This window comes from Variovorax multivorans (assembly GCF_051216835.1).
GTDB lineage: Bacteria > Pseudomonadota > Gammaproteobacteria > Burkholderiales > Burkholderiaceae_C > Variovorax.
Genome location: NZ_JBPJZL010000012.1, coordinates 131717 through 154347, shown reverse-complemented (window position 1 = coordinate 154347; position 22631 = coordinate 131717). Strand labels below are relative to the sequence as shown.

General features: G+C 65.3%; 23 protein-coding genes. 8 read left to right on the top strand and 15 right to left on the bottom strand.

Features of this window, described 5'->3' with window-relative positions; genetic code table 11:
- Positions 1 to 215: 215 nt before the first annotated feature.
- On the top strand, positions 216 to 599 hold the full coding sequence (locus ACSFCA_RS27700; protein WP_435461742.1) for a helix-turn-helix transcriptional regulator: 384 nt from the start codon (positions 216 to 218) through the stop codon (positions 597 to 599).
- Here ACSFCA_RS27700 and ACSFCA_RS27695 read toward each other — a convergent pair.
- The 5 genes from ACSFCA_RS27695 to guaB form a co-directional block, all read right to left on the bottom strand.
- Positions 577 to 1833: a tyrosine-type recombinase/integrase gene (locus tag ACSFCA_RS27695; RefSeq protein WP_435461741.1), complete on the bottom strand. Its 1257-nt coding sequence runs from the start codon at positions 1831 to 1833 to the stop codon at positions 577 to 579. The two genes, ACSFCA_RS27700 and ACSFCA_RS27695, sit on opposite strands and share 23 nt — an antisense overlap.
- 293 nt (positions 1834 to 2126) lie before the next feature.
- Positions 2127 to 3746 carry a glutamine-hydrolyzing GMP synthase gene (gene guaA, locus ACSFCA_RS27690; RefSeq protein WP_258355055.1) on the bottom strand — a complete coding sequence of 540 codons (1620 nt, stop codon included), beginning with the start codon at positions 3744 to 3746 and terminating at the stop codon, positions 2127 to 2129.
- 11 nt (positions 3747 to 3757) lie between these two features.
- The gene (locus ACSFCA_RS27685; protein ID WP_258355301.1) at positions 3758 to 4177 is read right to left on the bottom strand and encodes a type II toxin-antitoxin system VapC family toxin; all 420 of its coding nucleotides are present in this window, start codon (positions 4175 to 4177) and stop codon (positions 3758 to 3760) included.
- A gap of 11 nt (positions 4178 to 4188) precedes the next feature.
- Positions 4189 to 4437, bottom strand: coding sequence for a type II toxin-antitoxin system Phd/YefM family antitoxin (locus ACSFCA_RS27680; protein WP_093074566.1), 249 nt, complete (start codon positions 4435 to 4437; stop codon positions 4189 to 4191).
- 166 nt (positions 4438 to 4603) lie between these two features.
- Positions 4604 to 6073: an IMP dehydrogenase gene (gene guaB / locus ACSFCA_RS27675; protein WP_093054786.1), complete on the bottom strand. Its 1470-nt coding sequence runs from the start codon at positions 6071 to 6073 to the stop codon at positions 4604 to 4606.
- A 128-nt stretch (positions 6074 to 6201) separates the two neighbouring features.
- Between guaB and ACSFCA_RS27670 the strand changes: the two genes are divergently transcribed.
- Complete coding sequence (locus ACSFCA_RS27670; protein ID WP_435461740.1) at positions 6202 to 6735, top strand: DUF4124 domain-containing protein; 534 nt, start codon at positions 6202 to 6204, stop codon at positions 6733 to 6735.
- Between the two features lie 15 nt (positions 6736 to 6750).
- Here the strand turns inward: ACSFCA_RS27670 and ACSFCA_RS27665 are convergent, their stop codons facing one another.
- On the bottom strand, positions 6751 to 7089 hold the full coding sequence (locus tag ACSFCA_RS27665; RefSeq protein ID WP_435461739.1) for an RnfH family protein: 339 nt from the start codon (positions 7087 to 7089) through the stop codon (positions 6751 to 6753).
- On the bottom strand, positions 7089 to 7535 hold the full coding sequence (locus ACSFCA_RS27660) for a type II toxin-antitoxin system RatA family toxin (RefSeq protein ID WP_258355058.1): 447 nt from the start codon (positions 7533 to 7535) through the stop codon (positions 7089 to 7091). Before ACSFCA_RS27660 ends, ACSFCA_RS27665 begins: the two co-directional genes overlap by 1 nt.
- A gap of 63 nt (positions 7536 to 7598) precedes the next feature.
- On the opposite strand from ACSFCA_RS27660, the gene smpB reads away from it, so the two are divergent.
- The 6 genes from smpB (at position 7599) to ACSFCA_RS27630 (ending at position 11940) form a co-directional block, all read left to right on the top strand.
- A complete protein-coding gene (gene smpB / locus ACSFCA_RS27655; RefSeq protein ID WP_007832247.1) occupies positions 7599 to 8075 on the top strand; it encodes an SsrA-binding protein SmpB in 477 nt (158 codons plus the stop codon).
- A 99-nt stretch (positions 8076 to 8174) separates the two neighbouring features.
- Positions 8175 to 8543 carry a COG4315 family predicted lipoprotein gene (locus ACSFCA_RS27650; RefSeq protein WP_093054778.1) on the top strand — a complete coding sequence of 123 codons (369 nt, stop codon included), beginning with the start codon at positions 8175 to 8177 and terminating at the stop codon, positions 8541 to 8543.
- An 18-nt stretch (positions 8544 to 8561) separates the two neighbouring features.
- On the top strand, positions 8562 to 9077 hold the full coding sequence (locus tag ACSFCA_RS27645) for an RNA polymerase sigma factor (RefSeq protein ID WP_258355060.1): 516 nt from the start codon (positions 8562 to 8564) through the stop codon (positions 9075 to 9077).
- 13 nt (positions 9078 to 9090) lie between these two features.
- Entirely contained in the window at positions 9091 to 9909 is an 819-nt protein-coding gene (locus tag ACSFCA_RS27640; RefSeq protein WP_258355061.1) for an anti-sigma factor family protein, read from the top strand.
- Between the two features lie 92 nt (positions 9910 to 10001).
- Positions 10002 to 10397: a COG4315 family predicted lipoprotein gene (locus ACSFCA_RS27635; protein ID WP_258355062.1), complete on the top strand. Its 396-nt coding sequence runs from the start codon at positions 10002 to 10004 to the stop codon at positions 10395 to 10397.
- Between the two features lie 121 nt (positions 10398 to 10518).
- Positions 10519 to 11940, top strand: coding sequence for a hypothetical protein (locus ACSFCA_RS27630; protein WP_435461738.1), 1422 nt, complete (start codon positions 10519 to 10521; stop codon positions 11938 to 11940).
- 17 nt (positions 11941 to 11957) lie between these two features.
- Here ACSFCA_RS27630 and ACSFCA_RS27625 read toward each other — a convergent pair whose 3' ends face one another.
- From ACSFCA_RS27625 to ACSFCA_RS27590, 8 genes are all read right to left on the bottom strand, one after another.
- A complete protein-coding gene (locus ACSFCA_RS27625; protein WP_258355064.1) occupies positions 11958 to 12875 on the bottom strand; it encodes a DMT family transporter in 918 nt (305 codons plus the stop codon).
- Positions 12876 to 12894: 19 nt separating this feature from the next.
- The gene (gene typA, locus ACSFCA_RS27620) at positions 12895 to 14733 is read right to left on the bottom strand and encodes a translational GTPase TypA (protein WP_093054766.1); all 1839 of its coding nucleotides are present in this window, start codon (positions 14731 to 14733) and stop codon (positions 12895 to 12897) included.
- Entirely contained in the window at positions 14730 to 15686 is a 957-nt protein-coding gene (truB, locus tag ACSFCA_RS27615) for a tRNA pseudouridine(55) synthase TruB (RefSeq protein WP_435461737.1), read from the bottom strand. The genes typA and truB overlap by 4 nt, the downstream gene beginning before the upstream one ends.
- A gap of 2 nt (positions 15687 to 15688) precedes the next feature.
- Positions 15689 to 16060, bottom strand: a complete 372-nt coding sequence (rbfA, locus tag ACSFCA_RS27610; protein WP_062479819.1) for a 30S ribosome-binding factor RbfA — start codon at positions 16058 to 16060, stop codon at positions 15689 to 15691.
- Positions 16061 to 16081: 21 nt separating this feature from the next.
- The gene (gene infB, locus ACSFCA_RS27605) at positions 16082 to 19069 is read right to left on the bottom strand and encodes a translation initiation factor IF-2 (protein WP_435461736.1); all 2988 of its coding nucleotides are present in this window, start codon (positions 19067 to 19069) and stop codon (positions 16082 to 16084) included.
- 24 nt (positions 19070 to 19093) lie between these two features.
- Positions 19094 to 20587 (bottom strand): transcription termination factor NusA, encoded by a 1494-nt coding sequence (nusA, locus tag ACSFCA_RS27600; RefSeq protein WP_093054760.1) that lies wholly within the window; start codon positions 20585 to 20587, stop codon positions 19094 to 19096.
- A 16-nt stretch (positions 20588 to 20603) separates the two neighbouring features.
- A complete protein-coding gene (rimP, locus tag ACSFCA_RS27595; protein WP_258355067.1) occupies positions 20604 to 21251 on the bottom strand; it encodes a ribosome maturation factor RimP in 648 nt (215 codons plus the stop codon).
- Positions 21252 to 21428: 177 nt separating this feature from the next.
- On the bottom strand, positions 21429 to 22628 hold the full coding sequence (locus tag ACSFCA_RS27590; protein WP_435461735.1) for a YbfB/YjiJ family MFS transporter: 1200 nt from the start codon (positions 22626 to 22628) through the stop codon (positions 21429 to 21431).
- Positions 22629 to 22631 lie beyond the last annotated feature (3 nt).

The following is a 22631-nucleotide window of genomic DNA, read 5'->3' as shown; positions in this document are numbered from 1 at the left end:
GTGCCGCACGCGATCGTGCCCTCAGCAAATGTCCCGCCAAGCGGCTTGCCTACTTGAGCATTCTCGCGCAGCAGGCGAGAGCTGCTGTTCAGGCTAGGCGATCTACGCTCGAGCCCGCTACGGCAGGTTTTCGATAGATGGCGGCTCCAGGATGATGACGGCACCAACGTATGAAGCGCCGAGCGTGACCGGACAGCGGTGACGCCACGGCATAGATGGAGTCGAACATGAGAAAAGGTGCAGAGTCAGCCGCTGTCGAGCCCATGCAAGGCGGACGCCTCGAACGCTTGCAGAGTTCCGAACCCCCTCCCCCATTTATGGACTCAGGTGCCCCGTCCTATCGGCGCACGATCCGACGGACGGAACTGCACAAAATGGTGCCACTCTCTGGCACCACGATCTACGACATGGAGCGCCGAGGCGAGTTTCCGCGAAGGTTCAACCTGACCTCGCGCTGCGTGGTGTGGGATCTCGCGGAGGTCGAGGCCTGGATCGCGGCGCGCCGCCAGGTCTCGGACGCCGCGCAGATGAAGCGTGCGCCCTCCCCCGACGTGCGGCAGCGCAAGCGCCGTCCGGTCAAAGCAATGCTTGCGTCGTGATGACCTTCATCGACGGAGGCAGCAAGGTGGGCGTGTGGGACTTGCCTGCCACCCAGGCGTCGATCATGTCCGCCCACTCTTGCAGCATGTGCCGGCGCTGCTCGGCGTACTCGGCCTTGTTGTAAACCCCGCGCGACGAACGGCCGTCTTCGTGGGCGAGGCACTTCTCGATCCAGTCACTGTTGAAGCCCAGTTCGTTCAGGATGGTCGAGCCGGTACGGCGCAGGTCATGCACGGTAAAGCCGTCCAAGGGCAGGCCTTTCTCCTTCGCTCGCGCGGCCACCAGCTGCGTCACGCGGTTGAGGGTCGCATTGGACATGCACTTGTCAGGCTCGTAACGCGAAGGCAGCACGTACCTGGAACCGCCAGCGCAAGTGCGCAGCGCGACCATGATGTCGAGTGCCTGCTGCGACAGATAGACGTTGTGCGCCTTGGAACCCTTCATGCGCTCCTTGGGAATGGTCCAGAGCGCGTTCTCGAAGTCGATCTCGTTCCAGGTGGCATGGATCAGCTCACCCTTGCGCACCAGGGTAAGCAGGATGAGCCGGAGTGCCAGGCGGATGGTCGGGTACGACGCCACCGTTTCCAATTGATGTTGCATTAGTCGGATTTCGATTGGCGACAAGGCGCGGTCTTTCGGCACGAAGGTCGCGATCGACGACGGCCCGACGTCATCGGCCGGGTTGGTGACCTTCTCGCCGTGCAGGATGGCGAACCCGTAGATTTGCTTGACGATGTCTCGCACGTGTACTGCCGTAGCCGGGGCCCCCCTGCCCTTGACCCTGTTGCAGAGATCGCGCAGGTCGTCCGACGTGATTTCGGTCAAGAGGCGGTTCTTGAAGACGGGCAGGATGTCGCGATCGAGGATGCTCTTGCGCATTGAGCGAGTACTGTCCGCCATCCTGGCACCCTTGGCCCACCTGTCGGTGAATTCCTGGAAGTTCTTTGCCTCCGACAGCCGGCGCTTTTCGCGCTGTTTCTCCTGCGCCGGAGATTTACCGTCAGACACCGTGCGCCGGGCGTCTATGCACCTCTCGCGGGCCCTGGCCAACGACAAGCCGTCCGCTCCATAACGTCCGATCGTCAGGGTCTCACGGCGACCGTTCATGCGGTAGTCGTAGCGGAAGGTGACAGTGCCAACCGGCGACACGGTGACGTACATCCCGTCCCGGTCGGTCACCTTGTAGAGCGCGGCCTTGGGCTTGAGGTTCTTGAGCGCGGTGTCGGTGAGCATGCGTTCTCCTGGGTGAGAGCGCCTTTACCGTCAAGCACGCTCAAACTGCAAACACGCCCGGAACCCGCATGAAACCTAGCTTTTCGCCTTCATTTTTACCGTCATGCATCGAAACGGGCTGACGGTACAAATTTTAGGCGAGTTGGACCAACTTTGGCTACCGACAGAACAACCGACAGTTTGAGTTGCTTGCCACCAATCGTTGCCGATAGATGCCGACGAGAAAATATTTATAAATCAACAACTTACGACGCTTTTTCGATAGTTGCCGATTGTCCGCGAATAGCGGCAAATCATTCCCACTCGATCGTCGCCGGCGGCTTGCTCGACACGTCGTAAGTCACGCGATTGATACCCCGCACTTCATTGATGATGCGGCCCGACACCTTCTTGAGCAGCGCATAAGGCAGTTCAGCCCAGTCGGCCGTCATGAAGTCGCTGGTCTGCACGGCACGCAGTGCCACCACGTAGTCGTAGGTGCGGCCGTCGCCCATCACGCCCACGCTCTTCACGGGCAGGAACACGGTAAAGGCCTGGCTCGTGAGGTCGTACCAGGTCTTGCCGGTTTCAGCGTCGGTGAAGTTGCGCAGCTCTTCGATGAAGATCGCGTCGGCGCGGCGCAGCAGGTCGGCGTATTCCTTCTTCACTTCACCGAGGATGCGCACGCCCAGGCCCGGGCCGGGGAACGGATGGCGATACACCATCTCGGGCGGCAGGCCGAGTGCCACGCCGAGTTCGCGCACTTCGTCCTTGAACAGGTCGCGCAGCGGTTCGAGCAGCTTGAGGCCCAACTGCTCGGGCAGGCCGCCCACGTTGTGATGGCTCTTGATGGTGACGGCCTTCTTGCTCTTGGCACCGCCGGACTCGATGACGTCGGGGTAGATCGTGCCCTGCGCCAGGAAGGTCGCGCCCTTGTGGCCACCGTCGCCCGCCTTGAGCTTGGCGGCTTCCTGCTTGAACACGGTGACGAACTCACCGCCGATGATCTTGCGCTTGGCTTCCGGGTCGCTCACGCCGGCGAGCTTGCCGAGGAACAGGTCGCTGGCATCGACGCGGATCACCTTCGCGTGCAGCTTGCCTTCGAACATCTCCATGACCATGTCGCCCTCGTTCAGGCGCAGCAGGCCATGGTCGACGAACACGCAGGTCAACTGGTCGCCGATGGCGCGGTGGATGAGTGCGGCGGCCACGCTCGAATCCACACCGCCTGAGAGGCCCAGGATGACTTCTTCGTCGCCCACCTGCTCGCGGATTTTTTCGACGGCTTCGGCGATGTGGTCGCGCATGACCCAGTCGGGCCTGGCTTCGCAGATGCCGAGCACGAAGCGCTCGATGATCGCCTTGCCCTGCACGGTGTGGGTCACTTCGGGGTGGAACTGCAGCGCGTAGTAGCGGCGCGCCTCGTCGGCCATGCCGGCGATGGGGCAGCTGTCGGTGCTGGCCATGAGCTTGAAGCCCGGCGGCAGCTCGGTGACCTTGTCGCCGTGGCTCATCCACACGTTGAGCATGCCGTGGCCTTCAGGCGTGGTGAAGTCGGCAATGTCCTTCAACAGCGCGGTGTGGCCATGGGCGCGCACGGCCGCGAAGCCGAACTCGCGCTTGTGGCCGCCCTCGACCTTGCCGCCGAGCTGGTGCGCCATGGTCTGCATGCCATAGCAGATGCCGAGCACGGGCACGCCGAGGTCGAACACGGCCTGCGGAGCCTTGTCGGTGGTCTCTTCGTACACGCTGGCGTGGCTGCCGGAAAGGATCACGCCCTTGAGGTGGCCGTCGGCGGCGTATTCGCGCACCCATTCATCGGTAACGTCGCAGGGGTGCACTTCACTCAGCACATGGGCTTCGCGCACGCGGCGCGCGATGAGCTGCGTGACTTGCGAGCCGAAGTCGAGGATGAGGATCTTGTCGTGTTGCATGGCGAAAGGACTCAGAGCGTTGAAATGTCGAACAGCTTGACGCCCGCTTGCGGCGCCGCCTGGATGAGTTGCTCGTCGAAGGTGGCGAGCGGGAGATTGAGCGACTTGGCGAGCCAGAGGTAGCCCGCGTCGTAGAGCGAGACGCCGGCATCGATGGCGACCGCGAGCACGGCCTTGTGCTGGGCCGGCGCGAGTTCATGCAGCTCGACGCGATGGCGGATGGCGTCGAGCACGCTCCACAGCCCTTCGACCGCGGACGCCGGAATGCGGCCGCTGCGCACGCCGTTGGCAAGGATGTTGGCGCACTCCCATTGCCAGGCGTTGGGTGCCTGCGGCTCGACCTCATCGCGGCGGATGGCGGCGTAGAGCTTGCGCGTGTGTTCGCTGGCCATGTCTGGCAGCAGCCAGGCGGCGGTGACGGAGGCGTCCATGACGAAGGCTGTCACGATTGGCGCCCTTCGTCGAGCAAGGCACGCAATGGCAGGCCGGGCTGGATGGTGGCGTGCAGCGCGTCGATCTGGCCGAGTTCGCGCTCGATCTGCTCGTCGGTAATGACCGGCTTGCGGCGCACCGGCAGCATGCGCACGACTTCCTTGCCGTGGCGGGTGATGCGAACCTCCTCGCCCTTTTCGACCAGGTCGATCAGGGCCGAGAAGTTGTTCTTGGCTTCAGCGATGCCGATGGATTGCATTTGGGCCAGAAAATTTGAATCTGGCCCAAATTCTAAACCCAGTCTGGCCTGACTTTCAAGGTCTGGCCAGAATGGGCTTCAGGCCGGCGCCGGGCCGCCCCAAGGCGGCCTGCCGCCCCCTCGGGGGGCAGCGACCCACACGCAGTGGGGGAGCGTGGGGGCCAGACTATTCAGCGCGGTAGTTCGGCGCTTCCTTCGTGATCTGCACGTCGTGGACGTGGCTTTCACGGATGCCGGCCGTGGTGATCTCGACGAACTCGGCCTTGTTCTGCATGTCCTCGATGGTCGCGCAGCCGCAGTAGCCCATGCTGGCACGCACGCCGCCGGCCATCTGGTAGACGATGGAGACGATCGAGCCCTTGTAGGGCACGCGGCCTTCGATGCCTTCGGGCACCAGCTTGTCGGTGTTGGGGTTGCCGGTGGTCGACTCCTGGAAGTACCGGTCGGCGCTGCCCTGCTGCATCGCGCCGATGGAGCCCATGCCGCGGTAGCTCTTGTAGCTGCGGCCCTGGTACAGAACGATTTCGCCCGGTGCCTCTTCGGTGCCGGCGAACATGCTGCCCATCATGACCGTGCTCGCGCCGGCCGCGATGGCCTTGGCGATGTCGCCCGAGTAGCGCACGCCGCCGTCGGAAATCAGCGGAATGCCCGTGCCCTGCAGCGCGGTAGCGACGCTGTCGACCGCCATGATCTGCGGCACGCCCACGCCGGCCACGATGCGGGTGGTGCAGATGGAGCCTGGGCCGATGCCGACCTTGACCGCGTCGGCGCCGGCGTCGGCCAGCGCGCGCGCGGCGTCGCCGGTGGCGATGTTGCCGCCGATGACTTCGACCTGCGGGTAGTTTTTCTTGACCCAGCGCACGCGCTCGATCACGCCAAAGCTGTGGCCGTGGGCGGTGTCGACCACGATGGCGTCGACGCCGGCCTTCACCAGGGCTTCGACGCGTTCTTCGGTGCCATCGCCCACGCCGACCGCGGCGCCCACGCGCAGGCGGCCGTTGGCATCGCGTGCGGCATTGGGGAAGCTGGTCTGCTTCGTGATGTCCTTGACGGTGATAAGGCCCTTGAGCTCCCAGTCGCCGTTGATGACGAGCAGGCGCTCAAGCTTGTACTTGTTGAGCAATGCCTTGGCTTCGGCCAGCGTGGTGCCGTCAGGCACGGTGATGAGCTTCTCGCGCTGGGTCATGATTTCGCTGACCGGCACGTCATAGCGGTTCTCGAAGCGCAGGTCGCGCCCCGTCACGATGCCAACGACCTTGCCGCCGTCAACCACCGGGAAGCCCGAGATGCCGAGCTGGTCCGATAGCGCCATCACCTGGCGCACCGAGTGCGTCGGCGTGATGACCACCGGGTCGCGCAGGACGCCCGACTCGTATCGCTTCACGCGGGCCACTTCGGCGGCCTGCTGTTGCGCGGTGAGGTTTTTGTGCACGATCCCGATGCCGCCCTCTTGCGCGATGGCGATCGCCAGGCGGGCTTCGGTCACGGTGTCCATGGCCGCCGAGACGAGCGGCAGGTTCAGCGTGATATTGCGGGAGAGTTTGGTGGCGAGAGAGGTGTCCTTGGGCAGGACCTGGGAGAACGCTGGCACCAACAACACGTCGTCGAAGGTGAGCGCTTTGCCGAGAAGGCGCATGGGTGAAGCTCCAAAAGACGGATTGTAACGAGGCGCCCGACCTGTTCGCCGGCCCGGGCTTTTCACGGGCGTTGCAAAACTACCTAAGCGGGATGTTGCAAAAAGTAAGGCCCGGCTAAACTTCGGGGATGAAATTCGTGCACTGGCTGGTACTGGGATGTGTCGTTGCGCTGCCGCTTTCGGCAAGCGCGCAATGGCAATGGCTCGACAAGAACGGCAAGAAGGTCTTCAGCGATCAGGCGCCACCGCCCGATGTGCCCGAGAAGAACATCCTGCGCCGCGTGGGTCCGCCGCCGGCGGCGCGCTCCACCGCGAACCCCAACGTCGATGCACCGCCCGCTGAAGGCACGTCGGCCGAGGCAACTGCGCCGGCCAAGACGGCAAGCACCACGTCGAAGCCCACGGGCGTCGACAAGGAACTCGAGGAAAAGACCAAGAAGGCCGAGGCCGAAGCAAAGGCCAAGGAAGCCGCAGAAGCCGCCAAGGTCGCAAAGGCGAAGGCCGACAACTGCGCGCTCGCACGCCAAGGCAAGGCCACCGTCGACAGCGGCATGCGCATTGCCAAGGTCAATTCGCAGGGCGAGCGCGAGATCATGGACGACGCCGCGCGCGCCGCCGAGCAAAAGCGCCTTCAGACGGTCATCAACAGCGACTGCAAGTAGCCCGGCAGCTCGAGCTCAGTAGCCGGCCTTGCCGCCCTTGCGGCGATTCGCGAACAGGCCGGTTCCCTTCGAGCCCTGGCGCTGGAAGCGCTCCCGGCGCGCCACCTTGGGGTCCACCGCGAGGGGGCGGCACAGTTCGATGCGGTCGCCGTCCTTCAGGGCCTGGTCCCACTCGACCACCCTGCCCCAGATGCCCGGCGTCATCGCATGACGCCAATCCAGATCCGGAAAACGCAGCGAAAGATCGCTGGCCCGCACCGCATCGGCCAGCGTCGTCTCGGGCGGGAGCTGCAGCACCTGCTCGAACACCTCGCGCGCCGCGGGCGAACAGCTCAGCGTGACCTCGATGGTCATCAGGTTGCGCCGTAGACGTGCTCGGCGCGCTTGACGAAGGCCTCGACAAGGCTGGAAGCGATGGTGTCGAACACCGGGCCGACCAGCGCCTGCAGAGCGAAATTGCTGAAGCCGTAGCTCATGTGCAGCTCGACGCGGCAGGCGCGCTCGCCCTGCTCGCCCACGGGCACGAACTTCCATTTGCCGTCGAGGTTGGAGAACGGCCCGTCGACCAGCTTCAGCTGCACCTCGCGCCCCGGAACATGGGTGTTGCGGGTGGTAAAGCTCTGGTGCAGACCGGCAAAGGCCAGGCCGACTTCGGCCGTCATGCCGGCCTCGTCCTGCTCGATGATGCGGGCCTTGTCGCACCAGGGAAGAAACTGCGGATACCTCGCCACATCGGTGACGAGCGCATACATCTCTTCGGCGCTGTACCAGATGAGGACGGACTTGTTGACTGTTTTCATAGAATCGGCACAGCGTGCGCGACGGATTGTATTGAAGCCATGCAGCCCCCACATTCCCGAGTCATGGCCACAAAGAAACAAGATACCTCCTCCCGCATCGCCGACAACAAGAAGGCCGCGTACAACTATTTCTTCGAAGAACGCTTCGAGGCCGGCATGGTCCTCGAAGGCTGGGAAGTCAAATCGCTGCGCGAAGGCAAGGTGCAGCTCACCGACGGCTACGTGGTGATCCGCAATGGCGAACTGTTCGTCGTGGGTTGCCAGATCAACCCGCTCAAGAGCGCATCCACCCACGTCAACCCCGATTCGGTCCGCACCAAGAAGCTGCTGCTGAAGAAGGACGAAATCCGCCGCCTGATCGGCAAGGTCGAGCAAAAAGGCTACACGCTGGTGCCGCTCAACCTGCACTGGAAAGCCGGCAAGGTGAAGTGCGAGATCGCGCTGGCAAAGGGCAAGGCCGAGCACGACAAGCGCGACACCATCAAGGACCGCGAAGGCAAGCGCGAAGTCGAGCGCGCAATGAAGAACCGCAGCCGCTGAATCTTTTTTGCGGGCAATGGAATAAAAGACGGGCTGCGGGCGTTTGTGCGGTTGTCACCGGACCACCGGTGTCGCCACACACAACCCAGGAGTCTTTCCATGTCGCCTTTTCGCGCATCTTCCGCCGTATTGCTGAGCGCCGTTCTCGCGCTCCCCGCCTTCGCCCAGCCCAAGCCAGCCGACGGCGCGCTGGTCGGTGCGAATGGCATGACGCTCTACACCTTCGACAAGGACACGGCCGGCAACGGCAAGTCGGTCTGCAATGGCGGCTGCGCCACCAACTGGCCACCTTTCATGGCCGCCGACAGCGACAAGCCGAGTGGTGACTTCACCATCGTCACCCGCGACGACGGCAAGAAGCAATGGGCCGCCAAGGGCTGGCCGCTGTACTACTGGGCCAAGGACACCAAGCCGGGCGACAAGACCGGTGACGGCGTCAACGGCACCTGGAAAACCGCCAAGCCCTGATCGACCGACCCACACCCCATGGACGCCCGCCTGCTGGTCGAGCACATCCCGAGCCTGCGCCGCTATGCGCGGGCACTCACGGGCAATGCGTGGGCGGCCGACGACCTGGTGCAGGACACGCTGGAGCGCGCCTGCAGCAAGTGGCGTCTATGGGTGGTGGGCAGCGACCTGCGCGCGTGGCTCTTCACCGTCATGCACAACATCTTCGCGAGCCAGGTGCGCCGCACGCCACCACCCCATGCCGTGGTGCCGCTCGACGACCTGCCGCACGAGCTGCAGGGCGGCATCGACCCCGGCCGCGACCAGGGCACCAGCCTCGACCTGCAGCGCTGCCTGATGCAGTTGCCGGACGAACAGCGCGCCGTGCTGCTGCTGGTGACGCTCGAAGACCTGTCGTATGCCGAAGTGGCCAAGGTGCTCGGCATTCCCGCCGGCACGGTGATGTCGCGCCTGTCGCGTGCCCGCGTCCGACTGCAGGAACTGATGGACGGCGCATCGACGCCCGTTCGCCCCGGCCTGCGCCGCCTCAAATGAAACCCGCCGCACCATGAGCCGCCCCGCCCCGCCCCCTACCGACGACGAACTGCACGCCTGGGTCGATGGCCAGTTGGCCGCCGAGCGCCATGACTCGGTCGAGGAAGCCATCGCCAGCGATCCCGCCGTGGCCGCCAAGGTCGCGGCCTGGCACACGCAGCGCGATGCCCTGCGCCGGCTGCATGGTGAGCTGCTCGACGAACCCGTTCCCGCTGCCCTGATGGGCGCACTCGATCGGCATCTGCCACGAACGGCGCGGCACGTCTCCTGGCTTCGCTGGGGTGGCATGGCGGCCGGCCTGCTGATCGCCTTCGCTGCCGGCTGGCTTGGGAATGCGCAATGGTCCATCACACGCGGCGGCGCGCAATTGGCCAAGGTGCCGGCGGTGCGCGAATTCGTGCACGACGCCTCGGTCGCGCACGCCGTCTACGCGCCCGAGAAAAGACACCCCGTCGAAGTAGCCGCCTCCGAGCAGCAGCACCTGGTCCAGTGGCTCTCCAGGCGCCTCGACAGGCCGCTGAAGGTGCCCGACCTCTCCACCCAGGGCTACACCCTGGTCGGTGGCCGCCTGCTGCCAGGGGAAACCGGCGCGCGCGCCCAGTTCATGTTCGAGGACGCGGCCGGCGAGCGCGTGACGCTCTACATCGGCACGCTGGACGCCAATGCCGCCGGGGCCACCGCCGCACGCGAAACCGCCTTCCGCTTCGCCTCCGAAGGCCCCGTACCCAGCTTCTACTGGGTCGACCAGGGCTTCGGCTATGCCCTCGCCGGCAAGCTGCCGCGAGAAGTTCTGCTCAAACTTGCGACGCTGGCCTACCGCGATTTGTCGTAACGACCGCATAAACTGCCGGTCGCGCAATCACATTGCCCGGCTTTCCGTCACCTGGCTTGTTTTCGCGATTTTTCAACTGAAGGAGAAACTGCATGAAATTGCTCAGCGCCTCGATCCTCGCGGCGGCCCTGCTCGCCGGCTGCGGCGGCATGTCCAACAAGACCGCCAGCGCCCCCGACACGCCCACCCGCACCGCCGACGGCGTGCTGGTCGGACCGAACGGGATGACGCTGTACACCTTCACCAAGGACACTGCCGGTTCCGGCACCTCCGCCTGCAACGCCCAGTGCGCCGCCAACTGGCCCGCGCTCAGCGTGGCCGACACCGCCAAGCCCATCGGCGGCTACACCATCATCATTCGCGAAGACGGCAAGCGCCAGTGGGCCTACAAGGGCTGGCCGCTGTACTACTGGGCGAAAGATGCCAAGCCCGGCGACAAGACCGGCGACGGCGTGGCCAACGGCGCCTGGAAAGTCGCCCGTCCCTGATCCATCACGGATCTGATGCAAGAACGCCGGCACCCGCCGGCGTTTCTTTTATCGGCCTTTCCCGGCTTCTCCCGGTGTTTCCCGGTGTAGAGGCCGGCACCACCCACGGCAGAATCCCCGCATGAGCTCTGACGCCAATCCGGATGCCTTCCTCGCCCTGCTGACCCAGGGCCTGATCAGCGACGCACAGCACGACGCCGCGCGCGCCCACCCTGAAGCCGCCGCCCTTCCCCCGCTCCCGAGCCCGGCCCATGCGCTGGCCTGGATGCGCGTACGCGGCCTGGTCACCGAGGCAGAGCAGAACGCGGCACTCGACAAGATCGGCGACGACGCCCCTCACGTCGACGACGCGGCCGACACCGCCATCGATGCCGACGATCTCATCGAGCTGGCCGAGCAAGGCATCACGCACGAAGCTATTCAGGCGCTCTTCAAGGACAGCCTCATCGACGCCGAGACGCGCGACATGGCGCTGACGGAAACGCCCGTCGTGGGCACCGTGGCCGCTTCACCCGTGGCCACGCTGGCCTGGCTGGCGACCGAAGGCCCGCTCGAAAAAGAACGCTTCGACGCCTTGCGCGCCCAGGTCGCCGTCGAGCCCGCCTTTGCCATGGCCGCCGAGCGCACGCGCATCGTGAGCGAGGCACAGGCCCTCATCGAAGCCGACGAGCAGGCCGTCAAGGCATGGCAGGCCCGCGCGCAGCGCAGCCGCCGCATCGGCGCGTGGAAGTTCATCCTGGCCGTGGCAGTGATCGGCGGCGGCCTCGGCTGGTACCTGTTCGCTCCGGCCAGCGTGCCCGCCTGCGACGCCGCCTCCACGCGCAAGACACTCGACAGCCTCATGCGCCGCGTGACCATGGACGTACGCATGCGCCACCTAGACCCGAACGCTGGCACCGTGATCGAGACACCCTCCGTCGGCAGCATGCGCGAAGTCGGCTACCGCAAGCCGGAGCGCGTGCGCGGTTGCGTGGCGGTCATGACGCGGGGCGACAGCAAGGAACCGATGGCCTACACCATCGGCCCCACGGAGCCGAAGAGCGATGAGATGGTGGTGCGCGGCGCGGACGTCGCCATCGTCGAGGCCCGCTTCGGGCACCTCGACGCCGACGGCAGGCCGCTCTACAACGCAGAGCCCATTGGCCGCGAGGCGATGGAGAAAGCCTTCCGCGAAGGCGCGGCGCCGCTGAGCGCGGCACGCTCGGCTTCCGCCATGCGCATGCGTCCGCGCACCGACTCGGGCCTGGTGCGCAAGGACCCGAACCGCTCGCGCGAGATCGCCGAGATCGAGCCCACGGGCCCCTGCCGCAAGCTGGACGACGGCGCGGGCCACGCCTGCCCACTGGTCATCGAATACAACGACAGCCTGCTGGGCGCCCTCTCGGGCAGCGACACCTCATTGCCGGTGACCGGAGAATTCACCTTCGTGGAAGACAACGGCAGCTGGCGCGTCAGCGACGACTTTCCGAAGACCTTCGTGCGCAAGGTGCTTGAAGCGCGGCTGAGCAGCATGGGCGTCACCGACGCGGCCATGCCGCAGTAGGCAGAAGCGCCAGTCGGTCAGTGCGCACCCGGCACCACGGTGTCGGCGACCGTGGTGCGCCGACCGCGCAGCGCCAACAGTTCGTTGAACACCAGCGCGCCGATGACCAGCGCCCCGCCGGTCAGCACGCTCGCTGCGGGCTGCTCGCCCGCACCGATCCAGGCCAGCGCAATGCCGAAAATTACTTCCAGTAGAGCCAGCAACGCCACTTCGGGCGCCTTCAGCACCTGGGCGCACAGCACCGAGAGAACGCAGGGAATGGCGAGCTGGAACACGCCCAGGAAGGCCAGCAGCCCGAGGTCGTGCGCACTTGCACGGAAGGGCCACGCAAATGGCAGCGTGAAGAGCGCTGTAAGCACCGCGCCGATGAGCACCGCAGGCACCAGATCCACCTTGTGGCCCTTTGCCTGCGCGTGCTGAACGACGGTCCAGTTGGCCGCGCCGGCCAGCGGCACACACAGCGCGAGCAGCGTGCCGGCCAACGATCCGCCCCCGCCCTGCATCAACTGTGTACCGTACATCCAGCCGATGCCCGCACCCGCGACCACGATGGCCAGCCAGGTGCGCGCGGGCAGCTTGTGGCCGATGAAGAAGCGTGCCGCCAGCGCGGTGAGCAATGGCCCGAGCGACATGGTGACGAGCACGCTGGCCGTCGAAGCCAGCGTGAGCGCGACCATGAAGGCCGTGAACATCACGGCCCAGCACACGCCCGAGATCCAGAGTTCGCGCCCGCCACGGCGCAGTTGCGAGAACACGGCACGGCCGCGCCAAAGCGGCAAGATCACCAGCAGCGCCAGCGTCGTGAAGAGGCTGCGCCAGAAGGTGATCTCGAAACTGTGCGCCTGCGCCAGATGCCGTGTGACGACGCCCGCCGTGCCCCACATCAGGGTCACGACGACCATCAGCCAGACGGCGCCGCCGTGCGTCAGGCGCATGGCAAATCGACGGAGTCGATCAGCCTTGCGACGTATCGCGGCCGGCGCGCTTGCGCTCGTGTTCCTTCAGGTAGCGCTTGCGCAGGCGCACGCTCTTGGGCGTGATTTCGACGAGCTCGTCGTCCTCGATGAATTCCACGCCGTATTCGAGCGTGAGTTCGATCGGGGGCGTGATCTTGATCGCGTCTTCCTTGCCCGAGACGCGGAAGTTCGTCAGCTGCTTCGTGCGCGTGGCGTTCACCACCAGGTCGTTGTCGCGGCTGTGGATGCCGACGATCATGCCTTCGTACACCGGATCGTTCGCCTTCACGAACATGCGGCCGCGGTCGTCCAGCTTGCCCAGGGCGTAGGTGAAGATTTCGCCGTCGTCCATGGAAATCAGCACGCCGTTCTTGCGGCTGCCGATGTCGCCCTTGTGCGGCTCGTAGCTGTCGAAGATGTTGCTGATGAGGCCCGAGCCGCGCGTCAGGTTCAGGAATTCGTTCGTGAAGCCGATCAGGCCACGCGCCGGAATGCGGTATTCGAGGCGCACGCGGCCACGGCCGTCCGGTTCCATGTTGACGAGTTCGCCCTTGCGCTCGCCCAGGGCCTGCATCACGCCGCCCTGGTGCTGGTCTTCGATGTCTGCCGTCACCAGTTCGATCGGCTCGTGCTTCTCGCCGTTGACGGTGCGGAACACCACGCGCGGCTTCGACACGGCCATTTCATAGCCTTCGCGACGCATGTTTTCCAGCAGGATGGTCAGGTGCAGTTCGCCGCGACCCATCACTTCGAAGATGCCTTCTTCGTCGGTTTCGTTCACGCGCAGCGCAACGTTGTGCTGCAGTTCTTTCTGCAGGCGGTCCCAGATCTGGCGGCTGGTGACGAACTTGCCTTCGCGGCCAGCCAGCGGGCTGGTGTTGACGCAGAAGTTCATCGTCAGCGTCGGCTCGTCGACCTTGAGCATCGGCAGCGGCGCGGGGTTCGCGGGGTCGGTCACGGTGACACCGATACCAATGTCGGTGATGCCGTTGATCAGCACGATCTCGCCCGGGCCGGCTTCGGTGGCCTGCACACGGTCCAGGCCCTGGAAGGTCAGCACCTGGTTGACGCGGCCCTTGATGGCCTTGCCGTCCGGACCTTCCATCACCACCACGTCCATCATCGGCTTCAGGGTGCCCTGGCTGATGCGGCCCACGCCGATGCGACCGACGAAGGTCGAGAAGTCGAGCGCGGAAATCTGCAGTTGCAGCGGCGCAGCGGGATCGCCCTTTTGCGCAGGCACGTGCTTCAGGATGGTGTTGAACAGGGCCGACATGTCGGGGCCCCACTGCTCGCCCTGCGCGCCTTCTTCCAGCGACGACCAGCCGTTGATGCCCGAGGCGTACACCACGGGGAAGTCGAGCTGTTCGTCGGTTGCGCCGAGCTTGTCGAACAGGTCGAAGGCGGCGTTGACCACCTTGTCGGGGTTGGCGCCCGGCTTGTCGACCTTGTTCACCACGAGGATGGGCTTCAGGCCGAGGGCCAGCGCCTTCTTGGTCACGAAGCGCGTCTGCGGCATCGGGCCTTCCTGCGCGTCGATCAACAGCACCACGCCGTCGACCATCGACAGCGCGCGTTCCACTTCACCGCCGAAGTCCGCGTGGCCCGGGGTGTCGACGATGTTGATGTGCGTGCCTTCCCAGGTCACGGCGCAGTTCTTGGCCAGGATCGTGATGCCACGTTCCTTTTCGATGGCGTTGTTGTCCATCACCGTGTCGACCACTTTCTCGTGCTCGGCGAAGGTGCCGGACTGGCGCAGCAATTGGTCGACCATCGTGGTCTTGCCATGGTCCACGTGGGCAATGATGGCGATATTGCGAATTTGCTTGGTACTCATGGTGTCGCTTCGGTCTGTTGTGCGTTCAAAAGAATTTGCTGGATTTCGATGGGGTTCAGCAAGCGCCCCGGGATCAATTCGCCGGCCGTTACATGGGCTGTGCCCAGGAACGCCTGCGGGTCGGAGCCGAACACGGCCACCTCATCGGCATCGGCCCAGCCGCCACGGCGGCGCAGGCCCGAAAGAAAACGTGCCGCATCTTCCGCGCCGAGCGTGACGCGGCTGTGGCCGTCCACCAGGGCTTCGGCAGGCAGGAGTTGTGCCAGGCGCTCTTCCTCGTCCATGGCTTCGAGCGCCTCGAGCGTGATGCACTGGGCCTCGACGAAGCCGCCCGTGGCGGTCCGGCGCAGCGAGCTCAGGTGTGCACCGCAGCCAAGCGCTTCGCCGATGTCTTCGCCGAGGGTGCGGATGTAGGTGCCCTTGCTGACGGAGGCGAGGATGCGGATGACGTCGTCGCCGATCGCGCTGAGTTCGAGCTTGTGGATCACGACGTCGCGCGGCGCCCGCTCGACCTCGACGCCCTCACGCGCGTATTCGTACAACGCCTTGCCGTCCTTCTTGAGCGCGCTGTGCATCGGGGGCACCTGGCGGATCGGGCCGGTGAACCGTGCCTCTGCGCGCGCCAGGTCTTCAGGCGTGACGTGCACGGGCCGCTCGGCGATCACTTCGCCCTCGGCATCGCCGGTCGCGGTCTTGACGCCCAGGCGAGCCGTGGCCTCGTAGGTCTTGTCGGCTTCGAGGTGCAACTGGCTGAACTTGGTGGCCGCGCCAAAGCAAAGCGGCAGAACACCCGTCGCGAGCGGATCGAGCGTGCCGGTGTGGCCCGCTTTTTCCGCGCGCAGCAACCACTTGGCCTTTTGCAAGGCCTGGTTGCTGGAGAGTCCCAGCGGCTTGTCGAGCAACAACACCCCATGCACAGGGCGCCGCTGCACCCTTGTGCGTGGCGCGTTCATGGCTAGTCGTCTTTCGAGCGCGAAGCGACGGCTTGCGCGATGAGCGCGTTCATGTCGGCCGCACGCTCGGTGGTGCGGTCGAACAGGAAGTGCAGCGTGGGCACGGTGTGGATGTGCAGGCGCTTGAACAGGCCGTTGCGCAGGAAGCCCGCGGCCTGGTTCAGCGCTTCGGTGGTCTCGGCCACGTCGCCCGTGAGCAGGCTGAAGAAAATCTTCGCGTGCGCATAGTCGGGCGTGACCTCGACGGCCTGGATCGTGACCATGCCCACGCGCGGGTCCTTCAACTCGCGCGCGATCAGCTCCGTCAGATCGCGCTGGATCTGATCGGCAACCTTGAACGCGCGGTTGGGGGCGGCGGCTTTTCTCTTCGGCATGGACTTTCTCGCATCGAACGCTTACAGCGTCCGGGCGATTTCCTTGATTTCGAAGAATTCGAGCTGATCGCCCTCTTTGATGTCGTTGTAGTTCTTGAGCTTGATACCGCACTCAAAACCTTCGCGGACTTCGCGCACATCGTCCTTCATGCGCTTGATCGAGTCGACTTCGCCCGTGTAGACCACCACGTTGTCGCGCAGCAGGCGGAAATGCGCACTGCGGTTGACCGAGCCCGAGGTGATGTAGGAACCTGCAACGGTACCGATCTTCGAGGCCACGAACACCGTGCGGATCTCGGCCGAGCCGATGATTTCCTCGCGGCGCTCCGGAGCCAGCATGCCCGACATCGCGACCTTGATCTCGTCCACGGCGTCGTAAATGATGCTGTAGTAGTTCAGCTGCACGCCGTTGTTCTCGGCCAGCTTGCGCGCACCGGCATCGGCACGCACGTTGAAGCCGATCACGACCGCCTTCGAGGCGATGGCGAGGTTGATGTCGCTTTCGCTGATACCACCCACGCCGGCATACACCACCTGCACCTTGACCTCGTCCGTCGCCAGCTTGAGCAGCGATTGCGCCAGCGCTTCCTGCGAGCCCTGCACGTCGGCCTTGATGATGATGCGCAGCGTCTGCACTTCGCCCGCCGACAGGTCGGTGAACATGTTCTGCAGGTTCGCGGCTTGCGCCTTCGCCAGCTTGGTGTTGCGGAACTTGCCGGCACGGTAGGTTGCGATTTCGCGCGCACGGCGCTCGTCGCTCATCACCATGAACTCGTCACCCGCTTGCGGCACTTCGGTCAGACCCTGGATTTCGACCGGGATCGACGGGCCTGCGGTCTTGGTCGACTTGCCGTCTTCGTCCAGCATGGCTCGCACGCGGCCATAGGTCGAGCCAGCCAGCACCACGTCGCCGGTCTTGAGCGTACCGGACTGAACCAGCACGGTAGCAACCGGGCCGCGGCCCTTGTCGAGCTGGGCTTCGATGACCAGGCCCTTGGCGGCGGCATCCACCGGCGCCTTGAGTTCCAGCACTTCGGCTTGCAGCAGCACCTGTTCAAGCAGGTCGTCGATGCCCTGGCCCGTCTTGGCGGACACCGGCACGAACGGCACGTCGCCGCCGTACTCTTCGGGCACGACTTCTTCGGCCACCAGTTCCTGCTTCACGCGGTCCAGGTTGGCGTCGGGCTTGTCCACCTTGTTGATGGCAACCACGATCGGCACACCAGCAGCCTTGGCGTGCTTGATGGCTTCCTTGGTCTGGGGCATGACGCCGTCGTCGGCCGCCACCACCAGGATCACGATGTCGGTAGCCTGAGCACCGCGGGCACGCATGGCCGTGAAGGCCTCGTGACCCGGGGTGTCGAGGAACGACACCATGCCGCGTTCGGTTTCCACGTGGTAGGCGCCGATGTGCTGCGTGATGCCGCCGGCTTCGCCCGCTGCGACCTTGGCGCGGCGGATGTAGTCGAGCAGCGAGGTCTTGCCATGGTCGACGTGACCCATGACGGTCACGACCGGTGCGCGCGGCAGGGCTTCGGCGGTTTGCGCCGACACGTCCTCGTCGGTGAAGGCTTCCGGGTCGTCAAGCGCGGCAACCACCGCGTTGTGGCCCATTTCCTCCACCAGGATCATTGCGGTGTCCTGGTCGAGCGACTGGTTGATGGTCGCCATCTGGCCGAGCTTCATCAGTTGCTTGATGACCTCTTGCGCCTTGACGGCCATCTTGTGCGCGAGCTCGGACACCGTGATGGTTTCGGGCACATGCACTTCGAGAATGCGCGCCTCGACCGGTGCGGCCGGCGCGTGTTGCTCGTCGTGACCGCCGCGGTCGTTGCCACGGCGACCACGCGGGCCTCCGCGCCAGTTGCCGCGACCGACACCACCGCTGGCATCGCCGCGGGTCTTGATTTCCTTCTTCTTGGCAGGATCGCCAGCCCAGCTCGACGAGAGCTTGGCGGACTTGACTTCCTTGCCTGCGGCACCGGCAGCGCCGGGTGCAGCTGCTGCAGCGCCGGGCGCGGCAGGTGCGCCGGCACGCGCTGCGGGCGCGGTCGGCTTGTGCAGCGTTCCCTTGACCGCGGCCTTTTCGGGCTGCGGCTTCTCGGGTGCCTTGTGCGGCACCAGCACGCGGGCCGGTGCGTTCATCATGGCGCGGATGGCTTCGGCTTCGGCCAGGGCCTTGCGGCGACGCTCGTCGAGATCCTTGGCGCGCGCAGCTTCCTCATCGGCGCGGGCCTTCGATTCGGCGGCGGCCTTGGCCTTCGCGTCTTCCTTGGCCTGCGTCGCGGCGGTTTGCGCGGCGAGCTTGGTGTCGGCAGCCTGCTGCTCTGCAGCAGCGGCGGCAGCTGTCACGGCAGGCGCGGGAGCAGCCGCCGGCTTGGTGGCCGTGGTGCTGTCCTTTGCGCTCGCGGCGGCAGCGGCTGCTGCGGCAGCGGCCTTCTTCTCGGCGGTTTCGGCGGCGACGCGCGCGGCTTCCTGCTCGGCCTTCTCAGCCTTTTCGGCCTGCTCGCGTTCGCGGGCTTCGGCTTCTTCGCGCAGGCGGCGCTTTTCGGCCAGCTCTTCTTCCTGGCGGCGGATCAGCTCGGCCTGGCGGCGCGCTTCTTCCTCGCGGCGGGCCAGTTCGGCCTCGTCGATGCGGGGAGCGGCGGGCGCGGCGGCAGGTGCCTCGGCCACTTGCTGCGCCGTCTCGGGCGTGGCGGGGTGGCCGTCTTCGCGCTGAATGAAGGTGCGCTTCTTGCGCACCTCGACCTGGATGGTGCGGGCGCGACCGGTGGCGTCGGCCTGCTTGATCTCGCTGGTCGACTTCTTGGTCAGCGTGATCTTCTTGCGCTCGGGCTCGACGGTGCCGTGGCTGGCCTTCAGGTGGCCGAGCAGGCGCTGCTTGTCAGCCTCGGTGAGCGCATCGGTGGCGGCCGCTTTGGGCACACCTGCGCTCTTGAGCTGGTCAAGCAAGGTTTCGGGAGTCTTCTTGAGCTCGTTCGCGAACTCGGCGACAGTGGTACTGGACATATTGGTTTCGTGCCTCCATGACCGTCACTCTTGGCCGGCGAACCAGTGTTCGCGGGCTTTCAAGATGAGGGCTTTGGCGTCATCGGCGCTTTGGCCGGTGATCTCGGTGAGTTCATCGACCGCGAGGTCGGCAAGATCGTCACGGGTGTTCACACCCGCTTCGGTCAGCTTGGGAATCAGCTCGGGGTCCAGGCCTTCGAGGTCGTGCAGGTCTTGCGACACCGTCGACTGGGCCTCGACGCCCTCTTCCTTGGCGATTTCCATGGTCAGCAGCGCATCCTTGGCACGCGAGCGCAGCTCATTGATGGTGTCTTCGTCGAAGGCCTCGATTTCCAGCATTTCGGAGATCGGCACGTAGGCCACTTCCTCGAGGCTGTTGAAGCCTTCCGAAATGAGGATGTCGGCGATTTCCTCGTCGACGTCGAGCTTTTCCATGAAGAGCTTGCGGCTGGCATCGGTTTCGGTCGCCTGCTTCTGGGCCGACTCGTTGGCGTCCATGATGTTGATCTTCCAGCCGGTGAGGTCGGAAGCCAGGCGCACGTTCTGGCCGCCGCGGCCGATGGCGATGGCGAGGTTTTCCTCGTCGACCACCACGTCCATGGCGTGCTTTTCTTCGTCCACCACGATCGACGACACGTTGGCCGGAGCCAGCGCACCGATCACGAACTGGGCCGGGTCTTCGCTCCATAGAACGATGTCCACGCGCTCGCCGGCGAGCTCGTTGGTCACGGCGTTGACGCGGGTGCCGCGCACGCCGACACAGGTGCCGATGGGGTCGACGCGCTTGTCGTGCGATAGCACTGCGATCTTGGCGCGCGAACCCGGGTCACGGGCGCAGCTCTTGATTTCGAGCAGGCCCTGCTCGATTTCGGGCACTTCCTGGCGGAACAGCTCGATCATGAACTCGGGAGCCGAGCGCGACAGGATGATCGGCGCGCCGCGCAGCGTCAGGTCGACTTCCATGATCATGGCGCGCACGCGGTCGCCGTTGCGCAGGTTTTCCTTGGCGATCATTTCGCTGCGGCGCAGGCGCCCTTCGACACGGCCGGCCTCGACGATGATGTCGCCCTTGTCCAGGCGCTTGACGGTGCCCACGAAGATCTTGTCGCCGCGCGACATGAAGTCGTTGAGCAGCATCTCGCGCTCGGCGTCGCGGATCTTCTGCAGGATGACCTGCTTGGCGGCCATGGCGCCGATGCGGCCGATCGGCACCGAGTCCACCGCTTCTTCGATGTACTCGCCGACTTCGATGTCTGACATTTCTTCCTTGGCTTCGAACAGGAGGATTTCCTGGTCGGGCAGCTGCAGGCCGGCCTCGTCGGGTACGACGTGCCAGCGGCGGAAGGTTTCGTAGTCGCCGCTGTCGCGATCGACCGCGACGCGAATGTCCACATCGCCCTGATGGAGCTTCTTGGTGGCTTGCGCCAGAGCGGACTCGACCGCACCGAAAACCACGTCACGCTCGACGTTCTTCTCGCGCGAGATCGCATCCACCAACATCAACATTTCGCGATTCATGCCACCACTCCTCTAGTCAGTCCGGAACCTGCGTTCCGTCGTCAATATCCGAAAAACCCGGTTGGGTTTTGGCCTTGCGGCCCTTGAAATCCACAATAGGCGCGAGCCGCGCCTCGCGCAGCTCGTCAAGCACGAAGCCCAGCGCCTGCAGCGTTGCAGGCGCGCGCTTCTTGCTCACTTTTTGACCCGGCTTGGGCTCCGGCGCATCGCTCCAGACGATTTGCCAGCCCTGGGCGCCGACAGCGCCCTCAACCTGTGCAACACGCTCCAGCGTGCCGCGAAACTTCTTGCGGCTGGCCGACACCTGGCCCGCCGCCGCAGCGCCCATGGGCGCCTTGAGCGTGATGTCGATCACCTCGCCCACGAAACGCTCGAAATCCTGCTCATTGCGCAGCGGACGGTCAATACCGGGCGAGGACACCTCGAGCCGCTTGTAATCGACACCATCGACCTCGAGCGCGAATTGCAATTGGCGCGTTACCTTCTCGCAGTCTTCGACCGTCACGAAGGGCTCTGGCACGCCGGCAGCCGCATCTTCGGAGGTGGGGGCCGTCCAGGGCAAATCAATCGTCACGCGCAGCAATCCCCCGGCCGAGCGTTCGATCTCGACCAGGTCATAGCCGAGACCGGCCACGGTTTGTTCCACTATTTGCTGCAATGCCACGTGTTTGAAGGTGCCTTTTAAATACTGGGTTCATGCCATCCGCCCGCCACGGATGCCAGATCGCCATGAATGCTCAGAATGCATAGACCAAAAAAAACGGGCGGTTGGTACCCGCCCGTTTGGTCGTGAGCCTCGAATTATATGCTATTTGTGTAATAAATGAAGGGGCTTCGAGGCTCAGCCACCTATTGATTGGCGCGATTTGAACCAAACCAATGCGAATAGCACCGCGCCGAGCGCCAATGCCGCCGCCGCGACCAGCAACGGCAGCTGAAAAGACCCCGTCCGCTGGGCCAGTGGCGCCGCAAACAACGGTCCGACGATCTGCCCTACCCCATAGGAAGCCGTCGCGTAGCCGATCAGCCCGGCAGCCGCATTGCCGCGCAGCCGGCGCGCATCCCGCATGGCAAAAAGGGTGATGGCAGTGAACGGCATGCCCAGCAGCAGGCTTCCGAGCGCGAATCCGACAATGCTCGGCCATGCCACCGACAGCACGACGCCCAGCGCCTGCAACGCGTAGGCGCAAGCCAGCAGCAGCCGGTTGTCCCAATGCGTGGGCGCGCGGGCCCCTATCAGCGCGCCTGGAATGATGGCCAGCCCGAACAGCGGCCAAAAGAAGTCCGGCCAGGACGATCCCGGCAGCGCCTGCCGGGCGATCACCGGCAGGAAGGTGGCGGTGATGATGTAGCCGAAGCCCGCCAGCCCGTAGAGCGCGACCAGCCAGATCGCGTCACTGCGGTCAGCCGGCGCGGCCGCACGAACCGGCGCAGCCGGCGCCGGAGCAGCACCGCCACCCACCGACGCCCGCTCGCCGTCGTCAAACACCCGCCAGATAACCGCGATCAGCACGACCGCCAGGATGCCCAGGCCGATCCAGCCCGCCTCGGAACCCCAGCGCCCCAGCGCACCGCCGAGCAAGCCCGTCATCGCGATGCCGATTCCCGGCCCGGTGTAGATCACGCCGGCCAGCGTCGGCGCGTTTGTCTCAGCCAGCCGGCGCAGGCCCCAGCCCGAGGCGAAGACGAAGACCCAGGCGCTCATCACGCCTGCCGCTGTGCGCAGCACGCCCCAGCTCGTGAAGCTGTGCAACAAGCCCATACCAATCAGCAGAGCGGCCGTGGCCACCAGCCCACCCCGCACCATGCTCGACGCCTTGATGCCGATGGCCGCGCAGCTCACCGCGCCGAGGAAGTACCCCAGGTAGTTGAGCGACGCCAGAACTCCGCCCGCCGCCAGCTCCAACTTTCCCTCGTGCAGCATGATGGGCAGCATGGGCGTGAAGGCAAAGCGCCCCAGGCCCATCGCCACTGCAAGGGTGACCATGCAGGCCAGCGCCGCGCGCCAGGCGCCGCGCCGGTCGCGTCCGATTTCCGACATTTC